We start from the raw sequence: 13,728 nt of genomic DNA on the forward strand, positions 1-13,728 counted from the left end.
GGCTTTCTGGCCGCGGGCTTTTGCGCCGCTGCGCTGTGGCCTTCGACGTGTTCCGCCGGCTTGGTGGCCGGTTTCCTCGTGGCGCGCGGTTTGGGCGCGGCGGGCGGAGCGGCCGGGCTATGGTCGGGCTCGGCGGCGACCGGTGCGGCGGCCTTCCTGGCGATGGGCTTTTTCGCGGTCACGGGCTTGGTTGCGGCGACCTTGGCAGGAGCGTGGTCTTCCACGTGCTCGGCGGGCTTGGTGGCCGGTTTCTTCGTGCCGGTTTTGGGCGCGGGCTTCGCGATCGAGGCGCTGTGGTCTACGGCGTGCTCGGCGGGTTTGGCCGGAGCCTTGCGGGTGGCGCCGGTCTTGGCCGGTGCGGCCTTGGCTTCGACCTTGCTGCTCGGCGCCTTGGGCGCCGCCTTTGGCACGGCAACGGGCGCGGTCGCAGCCGCAACGACTGGGGCCGCGGCTGCGGCAAAGTTTGGATGCACGACGGCGCCGTCGCGGGTGAGAACGGTGGCCTTGACCAGCTCGTCGCCCCAATTGATCGCGAGTTTCTTTTCCTTCTTGTCGATCAGGGTTTCGAGGAAGGAGAGAAGGTTTTTCGCATAGAGCTGGCTGGCCGTGGTCGGGATGCGGCTCGCGAGATTGGTGAAGCCGATAATAACAACGCCATTGTGGTCGACGACTTCGTCGGGGCGGGTCAGTTCGACATTGCCGCCGCGCTCGGCGGCGAGGTCGACGATCACGGAGCCGGGGGCCATGCTCTCGACCATGGCCTTGGTGACGAGTTTCGGGGCCGGGCGGCCGGGGATGAGGGCGGTGGTGATGACGATGTCTTGCTTGGCGATGTGGCCGGCGACGAGCTCGGCCTGAGCCTGTTGTTCTACCAAGGTCAGTTCGCGGGCGTAGCCGCCGGTACCGGAGGCGTCCTTGAGCGCATCGGTCATGATGAATTTGGCGCCGAGGGATTCAACCTGCTCGCCGGCCGCGGCGCGCACGTCGGTGGCCGATACCACGGCGCCGAGGCGGCGGGCGGTGGCGATGGCTTGCAAGCCGGCGACGCCGGCGCCCATGACGAAAGTCTTGGCCGGGCGCACGGTGCCGGCGGCGGTCATCATCATCGGCATGGCGCGGCCGAAATGGGCGGCGGCTTCCACCACAGCCTGGTAGCCGGCGAGATTGGCCTGGGAGGAGAGAATGTCCATCACTTGCGCACGGGTGATGCGCGGCATGAATTCCATGGCCACGGCAGTGACGCCTGCTTTGGCGAGAGCAGCGACCTCACCCTCATTGCCATAGGGGTCGAGCGCGGCGATGAGGAGGGCGCCGGGATTGGTGCCGGCGAGCGCCTTGGCCGAGGGGCGGCGCACGGCGAGGACGATGTCTGCGCCCTTGACCGCATCAGCCGCGGAACCGGCGAGGCTGGCGCCGGCTTCGGCGAACTGGGCGTCGCTGATGCGCGAACCCTGGCCTGCGCCTTTTTCGACGGTAATGGTGGCGCCGAGCCCGATCAGCTTGGCGACGGTTTCGGGCGTGGCGGCGACGCGATGTTCGCCTGCCACGGTTTCCCGCAGAACCGCAATTTTCATGAGAACTCTCCTACCCGCCTGCCGGCGGGCAGGCAGCTCTTGGCCTGCTAGAAATGTTTTAGGGCTGGACCACGAAGAACAGGATCACCAGCAAGGCGGCCAGGGAAATGACCGACCACTTCACCGCGGCAATGAAGCCATTATAGGTCTTTTCGTGTTCGGCGTAGTCCATTGCCGATTCCAGTACCGGCTCGGAGTGGTGTTGGGCGTGCTGTGCGGCCATCTCGTCCTCGAAAGTATAGTCGTCTAGAAGTCTATTCGGTCTACCAACTCAGGGCGAGGTCGCCTCGAGTTCGTCGATCAGCCCTTCGATCATCGAAAGGCCGAGCGACCAGAAGTTGGGGTCCTTGGCATCGAGCCCGAAGGGCGCCAGAAGTTCGGAATGATGCTTGCTCCCCCCGGCCTTCAGAAGCGCGAAATAGCGCTCCGCAAAGCCTTCACTAGACTTCTCATACTGTGCGTAGAGCGAGTTCACAAGGCAATCGCCGAAAGCATAGGCATAGACGTAGAAGGGCGAGTGGATGAAGTGCGGGATATAGGTCCAGAAGATGTCATAGCCTTCGTTCTGGATGATGCCGTCGCCGAGTGACTCGGATTGCACGTCGAGCCAGATCTGGTTGATCTCCTCGGTGCGCAATTCGCCCTGGCGGCGGGCGGTGTGGACACGGCGCTCGAAAGTGTAGAAGGCGATCTGGCGCACGACCGTGTTGAGCATGTCTTCCACCTTGGACGACAGAAGCGCAAAGCGCTGCTTGGGGTCGGTGGTCTTGTCGAGCAGCGCCCGAAAGGTGAGCATTTCGCCAAAGACCGAGGCGGTTTCAGCCAGCGTAAGAGGAGTATTGGCGAGGATCGGGCCCTGCGCGGCGGCGAGGCGCTGGTGCACGCCATGGCCCAGCTCGTGGGCGAGGGTCATGATGTCGCGCGTGCGGCCCAGGTAGTTGAGCATCAGATAGGGATGGGCGCTGGGGACGGTCGGGTGCGCGAAGGCGCCCGAGAGTTTGCCGTCGCCGGTCGGCGCGTCGATCCAGCCTGAATTGAAGAAGGGTTTTGCGACTTCCGCGAGATCAGGCGAGAAGCGGGAATAGGCGTCGAGGACGGTGGTCACGGCCGTGTCCCAGTCCCAGATGCGCTCGTCGCTGGTCGGCAGCGGGGCGTTGCGGTCCCAGGCGTTGAGCTTTTCCTTGCCGAACCATTTTGCCTTCATCTTGTAGTAGCGGTGCGAGAGGCGCGGATAGGCGGCTTCGACGGCCGACTGCAGGGCGTCGACGACTTCGCGTTCAACGGAATTGGCCATGTGGCGGCTGTCGGCAATGTCTTCATAGCCGCGCCAGCGGTCGGAAATTTCCTTGTCCTTGGCGAGGACATTGGTGATGTGGGTGAAAAGGCGGCCATTGGCCTTGAAGGTCTTCGCCAGCGCCTTGAAGGCGCTTTCGCGCTTCTTCTCGTCCTTTTCGGAGAGGAGATGCAGGGTCGATTCAAGGTTCAGCGTCTCGCCATCGACCTCGAACTCGAGCGCGGACATGGTCTCGTCGAAGAGGCGGTTCCAAGCCGAAAAGGCGGTGACCGACTTGTCGTGGAACAGTTCTTCGAGCTTGTCGTCGAGCTGGTAGGGTTTTGCCTTTCGCAATTCGGCGAACCAGGTCTTGTAGCGGCCGAGTTCGGGGTCGCGCGCAATGGCGGCGTCGAGTTCGGCGTCGTCGACGCGGTTGAGTTCGAGTTCGAAGAACAAGACGCGGGTCGAGAGGGTGGTCAGCGCCTCATTGGTGTCGCCCATGAGCTTGGCGCGGTCCGGATCGGTCGAGCGCTGCGCATATTGCAGAAACGCAAAAGAACCGATGCGGCCGGTGAGGTCGCCCAGGACTTCGCTATCCTTGATTGCCTTGATGAGGCCACCGGACTTGGTCAGGTCGGCGAGCTTGCCCTTGTAGTCGCTCTCGAATTTGGCCGCGAGCGCCTTGGCCTCTTCGAGGCCGGCCTTGAATTCGGGGCTGTCCTTGCCAGGATAGAGATCGTTGAGGTCCCAGGTGGGCAGGTTGCCAAACTGGTTGTGGCCCTTTTGTGCGGCAGCGCTCATCAAACTCGACTCCTCAAGACTAAACCGGCGGGACCTTAGCCAGCCGGGACAGTCCTGTGAAGGTGCTTCACCCAGCCATCAGTTTTGATGCGCCATCCCAGATCAATTGCAGGGCGAGCAGGAAAACCAGCCAATAGGCGATCCGGTAAAAGAGCTTCATCGAGATGCGACGCACCAGATAAATGCCGAGGAAAACGCCGAGCACGCCGACCGGGGCCAGGGCGGCCGAGAGGGTCAGGTTGTGCACATTGAGCTGGCCGAGGAAGAAATAGGGGATCAGCTTGGCCGTGTTGACGATGGCGAAAAAGACCGAGGTCGTGCCGGCATAGATGGCGGGCGGCAGTTTGCGCGGCAGCACATAGATCTGGAACGGCGGGCCGCCGGTATGGGAGATGAAGCTGGTGAAGCCGGCAATGCCGCCCCAGAAAGTGCCCCAAGGCTTTGAGGGCGGCAGGCCTTCCAATTTCTTGCGGATGGGGAAGACCGCGTCGATGACGAAGATCAGCGTCACGACGCCGACCATGAGCAGCACGACGGCATCGCTGACCATGGCCCAAAGCGCCCAGCCGAGCAGAGTGCCGATGGCCGCGCCGGGGAGCATGATCTTCAAGAGCGAGGCGTCGAATTCCTTGCGGTACATCCAGACCGCCACTGCATCCATGCAGAGCAGCACCGGCAGCATCATGCCTGCGGCATCGCGCGCCGGCATGACGAGGGCGAGGAGCGGCACGCCGACGACGCCGAGGCCGCCGAGCAGCCCGGCCTTGGACAAGCCGACGACAAGCACCGCGAAGACGGCGACGGCAACGAAGATAGGGTCAATCATGGGAAAGGCGAATCCGGCGGGTAGGGTGGGTATGAGCACTCTTGTATGGTTGGTTTGTCAACGGGTGGGGGCCTCGTCACGCACCGGTCTCCCTTCTCCCCTTGCGGGAGAAGGTGCCCCGAAGGGGCGGATGAGGGGTCTGCGATCTTTCACGAACGGCTGAGCGTGGGAGAGAACCCCTCACCCTGACTTTTCGCTGAACGCGAAAAGTCTGTCCCTCTCCCGCAAGGGGCGAGGGAAGGGCGGTGAATGGCCCCCGCAAACAAAAATCCCCGCCACAGGGCGGGGATTTCAATTTCGGGAATGCCGGAAGGCTTATTCGTCTGCGTCGGTCTTGAGCGACTTGAGCTTGGAAAAGACGGAATCGGCGTCGAGGTCTTCGTGGGCCTGGGTGCGGCGGCCTTCGCCGTCACCCTCTTCGCCGCCGAATTCTTCGTGGCGGGCGGTGGCGCGGGCCAGGGCTTCTTCGGCGGTGAGCAGCGTCGTGCCTTCGGACACTTCGTTGGGAATGCCGGCATCCTTACTGGCGCGCTTGACCTCGAGGTCGAGCTCGATCTGGCTGCAGAGGCCCAGGGTCACCGGGTCCATGGCGGTCAGGTTGGCTGCGTTCCAGTGGCTGTTTTCACGCACGGACTCGATGGTGGACTTGGTGGTGCCCACGAGGCGCATGATCTGCGCGTCCTTGAGTTCGGGGTGATTGCGCACCAGCCACTTGATGGCATTGGGACGCTCGTTGCGGCGCGAAATCGGGGTGTAGCGCGGGCCCTTGCGCTTGACGGCGGCGACGCGGACTTTTGGATCGGACAGCTTCAGGCGATAGTTGGGATCAGCCTCGCCCCTCTCGATCTCTTCCTTGGTCAACTGGCCATTCTGGATCGGGTTGACACCCATGATGCCCGAGGCGACGTCGCCATCGGCAATGCCCTGAACTTCGAGCGGATGCAGCGTGCAGAAGGCAGCGATCTGGTCGAAGGACAAAGCCGTGTTGTCCACGAGCCAGACAGCGGTTGCCTTGGGCATAAGTAGGGGCTGGGACATGGTAAAACTCTCCTGCTGGCGCGGCCGGTTTTCCTCCGGACCGCTCCGCCTCAAAAGCCAAATGCTGAGGGGGAACTGCTCACAATATAGAGTTTTGGCCCGGTTTCCGCAACGCTGAAGTCAGGCCATAACCATTTATTAGCGCAAATTTTCTTGCGCTTGGCCGAAAGAGGTCAAGAGAACCAGCTTGCCGATATGGTTTCGTGCTTCCATTTGTTCATGGGCGCGGGCGGCATCTTCAATCGCGAAAGTGGTGATCCTGGGTTTTATCCAGTCGGGCATGGAAAGACTGAGCAGCAGCGAGAAGGCGATGCGCTCGGCAATGGCGGCCTTGGTTTCTGACGATTGCGGCCGGAGGGTCGAGCCGGACATCGTGATGCCCTTGGCCATCATCTGGCGCAGCGGCACCTGGGCGGTGCCGCCTTCGAGGGTCGAAATGAGGACGATATGGCCGGAGCGGGCAGAGGCTGCGACGTTGACCGCTGCCATGTCCCCGCCGATAACATCGACGATGCGGTCGACACCCCGGCCTTCGGTCAGCGCCAGGACACGCTCGGCTATGTCTTCGCTGCGGTCTACCGTGGCCACGGCGCCGAGGGATTTGGCGTAGGCGGCTTTTTCCGGGCTGGAGGTGACCCCGATCGCCCTGGCGCCGAGGAGCGTAGCGATCTGGATCGCTGCGCCACCGATGCCGCCGGAGGCGCCATGGACGAGGACCGTCATGCCGGCGGCAAGGCCGGCACGCATGACGAGCGTCTGCATCACGGTGAACCAGGTTTCGGGGAGGCTCGCCGCTTCGGCAAAGCTCCAGCCATGGGGCATGGGAAGAACCTGGCCCTGGGGCACGGCGACATATTCGGCATAGCCGCCGCCATTGGTCAGCGCCATGACGCGGGCGCCGATGCGGTGGCGATCCGCACCCTCGCCTGCCGCGACCACAATGCCAGCCACTTCGAGGCCGGGCAGGGGCGAGGCCCCTGGAGGCGGATCGTAGTGGCCGCGCCGTTGCGCCAGATCGGGAGCATTGACGCCTGCCGCCGCGACGCGGATCAGCACTTCGCCGGGCCGCAATTGGGGCAGGGGCAGGCTTGCCAGTTGGAGCCCATCGGGGGCGCCGGGCGTTGCAATATGAATGGCCGACATGGTCGGGGGGAGAGTGATTTGCTCGGTCATGCATGCATGCTGACGTAAAGCGGGCTTGCCCGGCAAGGGCGGCACGGTAATCTTGTGGGGGCAAGTTTTGGAGGCCGCCATGATGGACGATGAAGAACAGCGCCGCAAAAAGCCGGTGGCGCATGATGTCGGCATGGTTCTCGACACCTTGTCGGTATCGGAACTCGAGCAGAGAATCGCGCTGCTCGAAGGGGAAATCCTGCGCCTGAAGGCGGCCATCGATGCGCGCGGTGACACGCGAAAAGCGGCCGAGGCGGCATTCAAGTTCTGATCGATAAAAGCCGTCGGATTAAGGTTAAGAAAGGCTTAGGGTTCGAGACGGCGACGGGGCGGGTTAACACTGCCTGCATAGGCAAGGAGTCGCCGTCATGTCGTGGAACCTTCTGGTATTGCTCAGTCTCGTGCTCGTATCGGGCACAGGCGCGCTGGTTTATGCGCTGCGGCTCGCCGGGGTCGAAGATGGCAGCCCGCTCAACGTGCCTGCGCCGGACGATCTCGCCGACACGGCCTGGCGCGAAGAGCCGATCCAGACCTTCATGTGGCAGGTGCAGGTGGCGCGCTATTGGCAGCCGCCGTTCCGCCGGCGTTGATTTTTCGTCAGGGTTAAGAAATCGACTCCTGTTAACGCACAATTAAGACTTTGCGGTTAAGGTGAAGTTATTCAGATTTTTCTGAATTTTTCAGAGCGGTTCTCCCTCTGTTTGACGCCTCCCTGTTAACTTCGAGAGCCGTGGTTCACGGCTCTTTTCTTTTTTGGGCGTTGCTTTTCGTTTTCCCGCGCAATGATAACCCGCTGCCGTGCAACCACTTGTTGAGGCTAGTTGCGCTCGCGGGATGACGCTGGCCTCATTTCCGCCTAGCATGGCGGGGAGACGAGAGGCGGGATTCTTCCCCCCGACAACACCAAAGCTGGGATGGACCGTGGCGGATATGAGCGAGACGAGCAGTTCGGCTGTTGCCCTGGGCCCGCGCATTGCGGCATCGGGGGGCTTTGACCTGCTCTATCGTGAGGGCATGGGCCTGATCGAAGCCGTTGCTGCCTATCTCGACCAGGAAGGGCGCGAGGATAGCCGGTTGCTGCCGCGCGAGGCCTCGTTCCTCTATGCCACCGAATCCATGCGCCTGACGACGCGCCTGATGCAGATTGCGTCGTGGCTGCTGCTGCAGCGGGCGGTCAATGAGGGCGAAATCAGCCGCGAGAATGCGCGGACCGAAAAGGAAAAGGTGCAGTTTTCGGCAACGCCTTCGGAACGCGGCGGGCCGGGCTATGACCACCTGCCGGAGAAGCTGCGGACTTTTATCGACCAGGGCGACCGGCTCTTTGATCGCGTTACCCAGCTCGACCTGATCGAGCGCGGGAAATTGCCCGAGGTTGCCGCCGGCCAAGCCAATGGCATTGCCGATCAGTTTTCGCGGCTGCACGCCGCGTTCAAGCGGTCGGAATAATAATCTTCCAGATAAGCGAAAGGCGCCCAGCGGGCGCCTTTTTCATTTCGTTCAACGCTTCGGGGATTACATCCGCCGGGCGGTGCCATCGACCGTCTTGCCATACTTGCTGGCATAGACCCGGGCCGGGACGGGCAGGCGGGAGACGATCCAGCTTACCATCAGCGGCACGAGGACAATGTCATCGACCCAGCCCAGGATCGGAATGAAATCGGGCAGGATGTCGAAGGGGTTGAAGAGATAGAAGGCAACGAACAGCGTCGCCGCCTTCAGGTAGAACGGTGTCTCGGCAGCCCAAAAGGCTTTCCAGAGCTGCACGACTTCCTTGCGAAAGAGAATGAGGCGGGGGAGGAGCATGTTCATCATGACCAATAAATGGTCCTGCGGGGGACGGGTTCAATACCCCGCCCATCACATCTCGTTGCGGGCTAGTTCGTCAGCCCGTCTTGCTCTTTCAGCAGCTTGTAGATGGCCATGGCATGGCCGTGGCCGAGCTTGTAGTCGGCCTTGAGCCAATCGGTGATTGCGGTCGCCTTGGTGCCGGATGTGGTAAAACCCTTTTCGGTGGCGAGGCGGATGAATTCGTCGGGGCTGACGCCCGTCTGCTTTTCGATATTGCTGAGATAGGCGGCGAAGGTCATGGCTTTGCTCCTGTTCGATACCACGACGAACGGCATCTGCCGATTTCGACCGGTGGGTCTGGGTCAACCCGTCACGCTATTGTCCAGTTGCGCGCGCAGATGGGAAGGCCTATCTCGAAGATACGCGTGAATGAGGATGAAGATGGCCGGTCCAGCGCCGCGTAGGCAGTCAGTCGGGGTCAATGTCGGTGGTGTGATGGTCGGGGGCGGCGCGCCCGTCGTCGTCCAATCCATGACCAATACCGATACGGCCGATATCGACGCGACAGTGAAGCAGGTCATGCAACTGGCGCGCGCCGGTTCGGAGATCGTGCGCATCACCGTCGATCGCGACGAGAGCGCGGCGGCGGTGCCGATCATCCGGGATCGCCTGGCCTTCATGGGCTATGATGTGCCGCTGGTCGGCGATTTTCACTACATTGGCCACAAGCTGCTTACCGACCACCCGGCCTGTGCCGAGGCATTGGCAAAATATCGCATCAATCCGGGCAATGTCGGGTTCAAGGCCAAGCGCGACACGCAGTTCGCGACGCTGATCGAGATTGCCAATCGCTATAACAAGCCGGTGCGCATCGGGGTCAATTGGGGCTCGCTCGACGAGGAGCTGCTTACCAAGCTGATGGATGAGAACGCTGTGTCCGAGGCGCCGATTTCGGCTGCGGCCGTGCAGCGCGAGGCCATCATTCAGTCGGCGCTTCTCTCCGCGGCGCGCGCCGAAGAGCTGGGCATGCGCCGTGATCAGATCCTGCTCTCGACCAAGGTGTCGGATGTGCAGCATCTCATCGCCGTCTATCAGGATCTTGCCGCGCGCTGCGACTATGCGCTGCATCTGGGCCTGACCGAAGCGGGCATGGGCTCGAAGGGTATCGTCGCTTCGTCGGCAGCGCTTGGCATTCTGCTGCAGCAGGGGATTGGCGACACAATCCGCATTTCGCTGACGCCGGAGCCCGGTGGCGATCGCACGACCGAGGTCAAGGTCGCGCAGGAACTGTTGCAGACCATGGGTTTCAGGCAGTTTCTGCCTGTGGTCGCCGCGTGCCCGGGTTGCGGGCGCACCACCTCGACGACCTTCCAGACCCTTGCAAAAGATATTCAGGACCATCTCAACATCTCGATGCCGGAGTGGCGCGAGCGCTATCCGGGCGTCGAAACGCTGTCGGTGGCGGTGATGGGCTGCATCGTCAATGGGCCGGGCGAAAGCAAGCACGCCAATATCGGCATTTCGCTGCCGGGCACGGGTGAAACCCCGGCCGCACCCGTCTTTGTCGATGGGCAGAAGGTTGCCACTTTGCGCGGGGCCGATGTGGCCGATCAGTTCAAGGTGATGGTGGCCGACTATATCGAGCGCAAGTTCGGCACCGGGCGGCAGAACGCGGCGGAATGAACGAGCGCAATACACGACGCCTGTTCTGGCTCGCGGCCCTTATTATTGTCCTTGGTGTGCTGAAATTTACGGGGCACCTGGGATAGGACCATGGCCGGTTGGGCGCGCATGGATGACGCAGGCAAGCTGAGGGCAGTGCGTCTGCTTCATACGATCATCTATGTCGTGATGGCGCTGTCTACTTTTGCGCTGGTTTATTCCGGGATCAGCGGGCACACAGGCTCATGGCTGTTCGTCCCCATGACTCTTCTCGCCATCGAAGTGCTGGTCTTTGTCGGCAACGGCTTCAAATGTCCGCTGACGGCGCTGGCTGTTCGCTATGGCGCCGTCCGCGGCTATGCCTTCGATACCTATTTTCCTGAAAGCATCATGCGGCACACGTTCTGGTTCTTCACCAGTCTTATGGTCCTGGGGTTGGCTTTGCTCTGCCTGCGCTGGGGTGGTCTGCTGGTCTGAGCCTGCCAGATCCGTGGTTCAGGCGGCTTCGTTTTTCCACTCGGGCAGCGGGAAGACGCGGTCATAGGCCCAGTTAAAGACGAAAGCGTAGCCCATGTAGAAGAGGGCCAGCGCGATATCCATGACCAGGGCCTGCCAGATGGAAATCTGCAGATACCAGGCGACCAGCGGCAGCATGATCATGAGAAGGCCAAGCTCGAACAGTACGGCGTGAGCCACGCGGATGCGCGTCGTCTTGGCTGTGCCGCCGACGAGGCGCTGCATCAGGTGGTCGAAGCCGAGGTTGTAGACATAGTTCCAGAGCATGGCGACGGTGGCGCTGGCGACGACGATCACGGCAGAGTCGCCCCCAGGCAGATGGAAGGCGAAGGCCGCGAGCGGCGTTGCGATGATGATGCCGATGACTTCGAAACTGACGGCGTGACGGATACGGTCGGCGGTGGTCCGCATGGGAAATCCCCTGGGGTTCCGGGCCGTCCCGTGCGCTGAACCCTTGATGGGGGAGGTCGTCCTCGCTTGAGGAGGGATATAGGATTTTCCCGATTTTCGGGCAAGCGCTATGGGGCATTTCCGATATTCCCCGGACGCAGGGCGAAGACACCGGCCCGCACCGGAGCGCCGCCGCCCATGTCGGGCACGTTGTATTTGGCGAGGAGATAGAGATGATCGAGCGGCAGGTCGCGGCGGAAGGGATCGCCGACGAGGATTTTTGTTTTTTCCGCGGCGGCAGCGAGGATTGGCAGGGTGTGGCGGGTGACTGAGGTGTCGTAGAAGACGTCGCCCGCGAGGATGATGTCCACATCGGGCAGATTGGGCTCGGTCCATGAGGCGATGGTAATGCCATTGGCCTCGGCATTGAGCACCATGGCTGCGCGGGCATTGGGATCGGGTTCGATGGCCCAGATTTTCGTCGCGCCCGCCCGCGCGGTGGCGATGCCGACGAGGCCGGAACCGGCGCCGAAATCGAGCACGGTTTTGCCGGCGACGATTTCCGGATGGTCTTGCAGATAGAGCGCCAGAACAGCGCCGCCAGCCCAGGCATAGGCCCAATAGGGCGGATCGTCGGCGCGGCCCTGCGGGGCCAACCAGCCGATCAAGCCGCTTTGCGGCGTGGGGCGGTAGAGCGAAATGTCCGGGCGGAAGGGGAGCGGCGCCAGGGTGAAACACTGGCGGATGTACTCTTCCGGGGTCAGGCTCACTCCGGAAGCTGGCAAGCATCCACCCATTGGTTGCCGCAGAGTTCGGCGAGGCGGTCGACGCTCAGTTTTACCGAGGCGTGCGTGTCGCCGCCGGCGGGGATGACGAGGTCGTAGATTTTCAGCGAAGCGTCGAGAAAGATCGGCAGGGGAGCGGGGAGGCCGAAGGGGCAGACGCCGCCGACCTGATGGCTTGTCAGCCGCAGGACATCTTCGGCGCCAAGCATGCGGGGGCGGCCACCGAAGGCGGTTTTGGATTTCTGGTTGTCGAGGCGGGCATCGCCGCGGGTGACCAGCAAGACTTCCTCGTCGCGGATGCGGATGCAGAGGGTTTTTGCGATCTGGCCGGGTTCGACGCCATGCACTTCGGCGGCAAGCTGGACCGTGGCGGTGGAATTGTCGGTGACTTCAACGGCGAGATCAGGCGCGCGGGCGGCGAGGTCGGTGCGGACGGATTCGAGGCTCATCGGCAAAACAACTCAGAAGAGATCGGCGAGGCGGGTTTCGTATTTGAAGCGGGTCTTTTCGCGGATCGGTGTCGTCACCGCGCGGCGTAGAAAATCGAGCGGGATGTCCTTGACGGTGTCGAAGGCCATCAGCTCGGACACCGTCACCCGCTCGCCGGCATAGGGCATCACGGTTATGTCCATGCCGGCTTCGATCGTGCCGGGGCTCAGCACGCGGCAATAGGCGCCGGGGCGGTTGGCGCGGTGGAAGCGCCTGACCCAGAACTTGTCGTTCATCTTGGCGGCGAAAGTCATGCAGGGTGTGCGGTGGTAGGTGACCTCAAGCAGGCAATCGCCGATCTGGTAGCGGTCGCCGATGGCGGTATCGGCGCTGATCGGACCCTCAATGACGAGGTTTTCGCCGAAGAGGCCCGGCGTGGATTCGACGTCTTCTTGGGTCCACCAGTCATAGTCGCCCTGGAAATAGACGTAGATGGCCTGGTCGGAGCCGCCGTGGTGCTGGCGGTCAAGAATGGCGTCGTCCTCTATCCCCTGCGGGCCGATGGCGATGAGGCCCATGACGGGCTGCTTGTTGATGCCCGTGAGCGGGTTGTAGCCTGCAATGTGTTCCGCCTTGCCGGTACAAACGGCGAGGAGCTTTGCCATGCTACTTCTCCCGGCTCGCGAAATATTTCGCTGTGGCCCGCAGGCCATCGGCCTTGGGGCCGAAGGTGCGCAGCGCCAGAATGGCCTCGTTGACCGTGTCGTTGAGCACTTTTCTCGCGCCATCGATGCCGAGCTTTGAGACGAGGGTCTGCTTGCCGGCTTCAGCGTCCTTGCCGGTGGCCTTGCCCATGGCTTCGGGCGTGGCGGTGACATCGAGAATGTCGTCGGCGAGTTGGAAGGCGCGACCGGCGGCTTCGGCATAGGCGGTCATGGCCGATAGGGCGCGCGGATCGGCGCCGCCCAAAATGGCGCCCATGCGGACGCTGGCGCGGATCAGGGCACCGGTTTTCATCGCCTGCATGATGGAGATTTCGCCTTCGGAGAAGCCGCCCTTTTCGCCCTCGATATCGCGCATCTGGCCGCCGACCATGCCACCGGCACCGCTGCCGAGAGCCAGTTCGGTGACGAGGCGGATGCGCACGGCGGGATCGGGGTGGCACGAGGTATCGCCGAGCACGGCAAAGGCGTGGGTGAGAAGGGCGTCGCCGGCGAGAATGGCCGAGGCTTCGTCAAAGGCCTTGTGGACGGTCGGCCGACCGCGGCGCAGGTCGTCGTCGTCCATCGCCGGCAGATCGTCGTGGATCAGCGAATAGCAATGCACCATTTCGACGGCGAGGCCGGTGAGGAGCGAGGCGGAAGGCGGCAATGAGAAGATGGCGGCGGCCTGGCGCACCAGCAGGGGACGCAGGCGCTTGCCGCCTTCGAGCGCACCGTGGCGCATGGCGGCGACGACGCGATCGGCCGCAGG

Annotated in this window: 17 protein-coding genes and 1 pseudogene; 5 read left to right on the forward strand and 13 right to left on the reverse strand. The window is 62.8% G+C overall.

Annotated features, from left to right (window positions below; all coding sequences use genetic code 11):
* Positions 1-308: 308 nt before the first annotated feature.
* The 6 genes and pseudogenes from JP75_RS24275 to JP75_RS24295 form a co-directional block, all read right to left on the reverse strand.
* Positions 309-1,574 (reverse strand): annotated as a pseudogene (locus tag JP75_RS24275) (Re/Si-specific NAD(P)(+) transhydrogenase subunit alpha); the annotation flags it as partial.
* 58 nt (positions 1,575-1,632) lie between these two features.
* Entirely contained in the window at positions 1,633-1,797 is a 165-nt protein-coding gene (locus JP75_RS26075; protein ID WP_084587916.1) for an aa3-type cytochrome c oxidase subunit IV, read from the reverse strand.
* Positions 1,798-1,845: 48 nt separating this feature from the next.
* On the reverse strand, positions 1,846-3,648 hold the full coding sequence (locus JP75_RS24280) for a M3 family oligoendopeptidase (protein ID WP_035087681.1): 1,803 nt from the start codon (positions 3,646-3,648) through the stop codon (positions 1,846-1,848).
* Between the two features lie 67 nt (positions 3,649-3,715).
* Positions 3,716-4,474, reverse strand: a complete 759-nt coding sequence (locus JP75_RS24285; protein WP_035087682.1) for a sulfite exporter TauE/SafE family protein — start codon at positions 4,472-4,474, stop codon at positions 3,716-3,718.
* Between the two features lie 315 nt (positions 4,475-4,789).
* The gene (locus JP75_RS24290; protein WP_035087683.1) at positions 4,790-5,512 is read right to left on the reverse strand and encodes a DUF1013 domain-containing protein; all 723 of its coding nucleotides are present in this window, start codon (positions 5,510-5,512) and stop codon (positions 4,790-4,792) included.
* 138 nt (positions 5,513-5,650) lie between these two features.
* Positions 5,651-6,685, reverse strand: coding sequence for an NAD(P)H-quinone oxidoreductase (locus JP75_RS24295; RefSeq protein ID WP_035087684.1), 1,035 nt, complete (start codon positions 6,683-6,685; stop codon positions 5,651-5,653).
* A 79-nt stretch (positions 6,686-6,764) separates the two neighbouring features.
* Between JP75_RS24295 and JP75_RS24300 the strand changes: the two genes are divergently transcribed.
* From JP75_RS24300 to rcdA, 3 genes are all read left to right on the forward strand, one after another.
* Positions 6,765-6,956 carry a DUF1192 domain-containing protein gene (locus tag JP75_RS24300; RefSeq protein WP_051961347.1) on the forward strand — a complete coding sequence of 64 codons (192 nt, stop codon included), beginning with the start codon at positions 6,765-6,767 and terminating at the stop codon, positions 6,954-6,956.
* A 97-nt stretch (positions 6,957-7,053) separates the two neighbouring features.
* Positions 7,054-7,275 (forward strand): hypothetical protein, encoded by a 222-nt coding sequence (locus JP75_RS24305; RefSeq protein ID WP_035087685.1) that lies wholly within the window; start codon positions 7,054-7,056, stop codon positions 7,273-7,275.
* 340 nt (positions 7,276-7,615) lie between these two features.
* Complete coding sequence (gene rcdA / locus JP75_RS24310) at positions 7,616-8,131, forward strand: protease adaptor protein RcdA (RefSeq protein ID WP_035087686.1); 516 nt, start codon at positions 7,616-7,618, stop codon at positions 8,129-8,131.
* A gap of 66 nt (positions 8,132-8,197) precedes the next feature.
* Here rcdA and JP75_RS24315 read toward each other — a convergent pair whose 3' ends face one another.
* Both JP75_RS24315 and JP75_RS24320 read right to left on the reverse strand, forming a co-directional pair.
* Positions 8,198-8,497 carry a YkvA family protein gene (locus JP75_RS24315; RefSeq protein ID WP_051961349.1) on the reverse strand — a complete coding sequence of 100 codons (300 nt, stop codon included), beginning with the start codon at positions 8,495-8,497 and terminating at the stop codon, positions 8,198-8,200.
* 62 nt (positions 8,498-8,559) lie between these two features.
* Positions 8,560-8,772, reverse strand: a complete 213-nt coding sequence (locus tag JP75_RS24320) for a DUF4287 domain-containing protein (RefSeq protein ID WP_035087687.1) — start codon at positions 8,770-8,772, stop codon at positions 8,560-8,562.
* A gap of 142 nt (positions 8,773-8,914) precedes the next feature.
* Here JP75_RS24320 and ispG point away from each other — a divergent pair, with 142 nt between their 5' ends.
* Both ispG and JP75_RS24330 read left to right on the forward strand, forming a co-directional pair.
* Positions 8,915-10,156, forward strand: coding sequence for a flavodoxin-dependent (E)-4-hydroxy-3-methylbut-2-enyl-diphosphate synthase (gene ispG / locus JP75_RS24325; protein WP_152565976.1), 1,242 nt, complete (start codon positions 8,915-8,917; stop codon positions 10,154-10,156).
* 90 nt (positions 10,157-10,246) lie between these two features.
* Positions 10,247-10,612, forward strand: a complete 366-nt coding sequence (locus tag JP75_RS24330; RefSeq protein WP_201772974.1) for a hypothetical protein — start codon at positions 10,247-10,249, stop codon at positions 10,610-10,612.
* An 18-nt stretch (positions 10,613-10,630) separates the two neighbouring features.
* Here JP75_RS24330 and JP75_RS24335 read toward each other — a convergent pair whose 3' ends face one another.
* The 5 genes from JP75_RS24335 to JP75_RS24355 all read right to left on the reverse strand — a co-directional run.
* Positions 10,631-11,062 (reverse strand): PACE efflux transporter, encoded by a 432-nt coding sequence (locus tag JP75_RS24335; protein WP_035087690.1) that lies wholly within the window; start codon positions 11,060-11,062, stop codon positions 10,631-10,633.
* A 107-nt stretch (positions 11,063-11,169) separates the two neighbouring features.
* Complete coding sequence (locus tag JP75_RS24340) at positions 11,170-11,826, reverse strand: class I SAM-dependent methyltransferase (protein ID WP_244446399.1); 657 nt, start codon at positions 11,824-11,826, stop codon at positions 11,170-11,172.
* A complete protein-coding gene (locus JP75_RS24345; protein ID WP_035087692.1) occupies positions 11,808-12,275 on the reverse strand; it encodes a YbaK/EbsC family protein in 468 nt (155 codons plus the stop codon). The genes JP75_RS24340 and JP75_RS24345 overlap by 19 nt, the downstream gene beginning before the upstream one ends.
* Before the next feature lie 12 nt (positions 12,276-12,287).
* Positions 12,288-12,920: an MOSC domain-containing protein gene (locus JP75_RS24350; protein WP_035087693.1), complete on the reverse strand. Its 633-nt coding sequence runs from the start codon at positions 12,918-12,920 to the stop codon at positions 12,288-12,290.
* 1 nt (position 12,921) lies between these two features.
* On the reverse strand, positions 12,922-13,728 hold an 807-nt coding region (locus JP75_RS24355), incomplete at its 5' end, for a polyprenyl synthetase family protein (protein WP_035087694.1).

Origin of the sequence: Devosia riboflavina (genome assembly GCF_000743575.1) — a bacterium.
GTDB classification, from domain to species: domain Bacteria; phylum Pseudomonadota; class Alphaproteobacteria; order Rhizobiales; family Devosiaceae; genus Devosia; species Devosia riboflavina.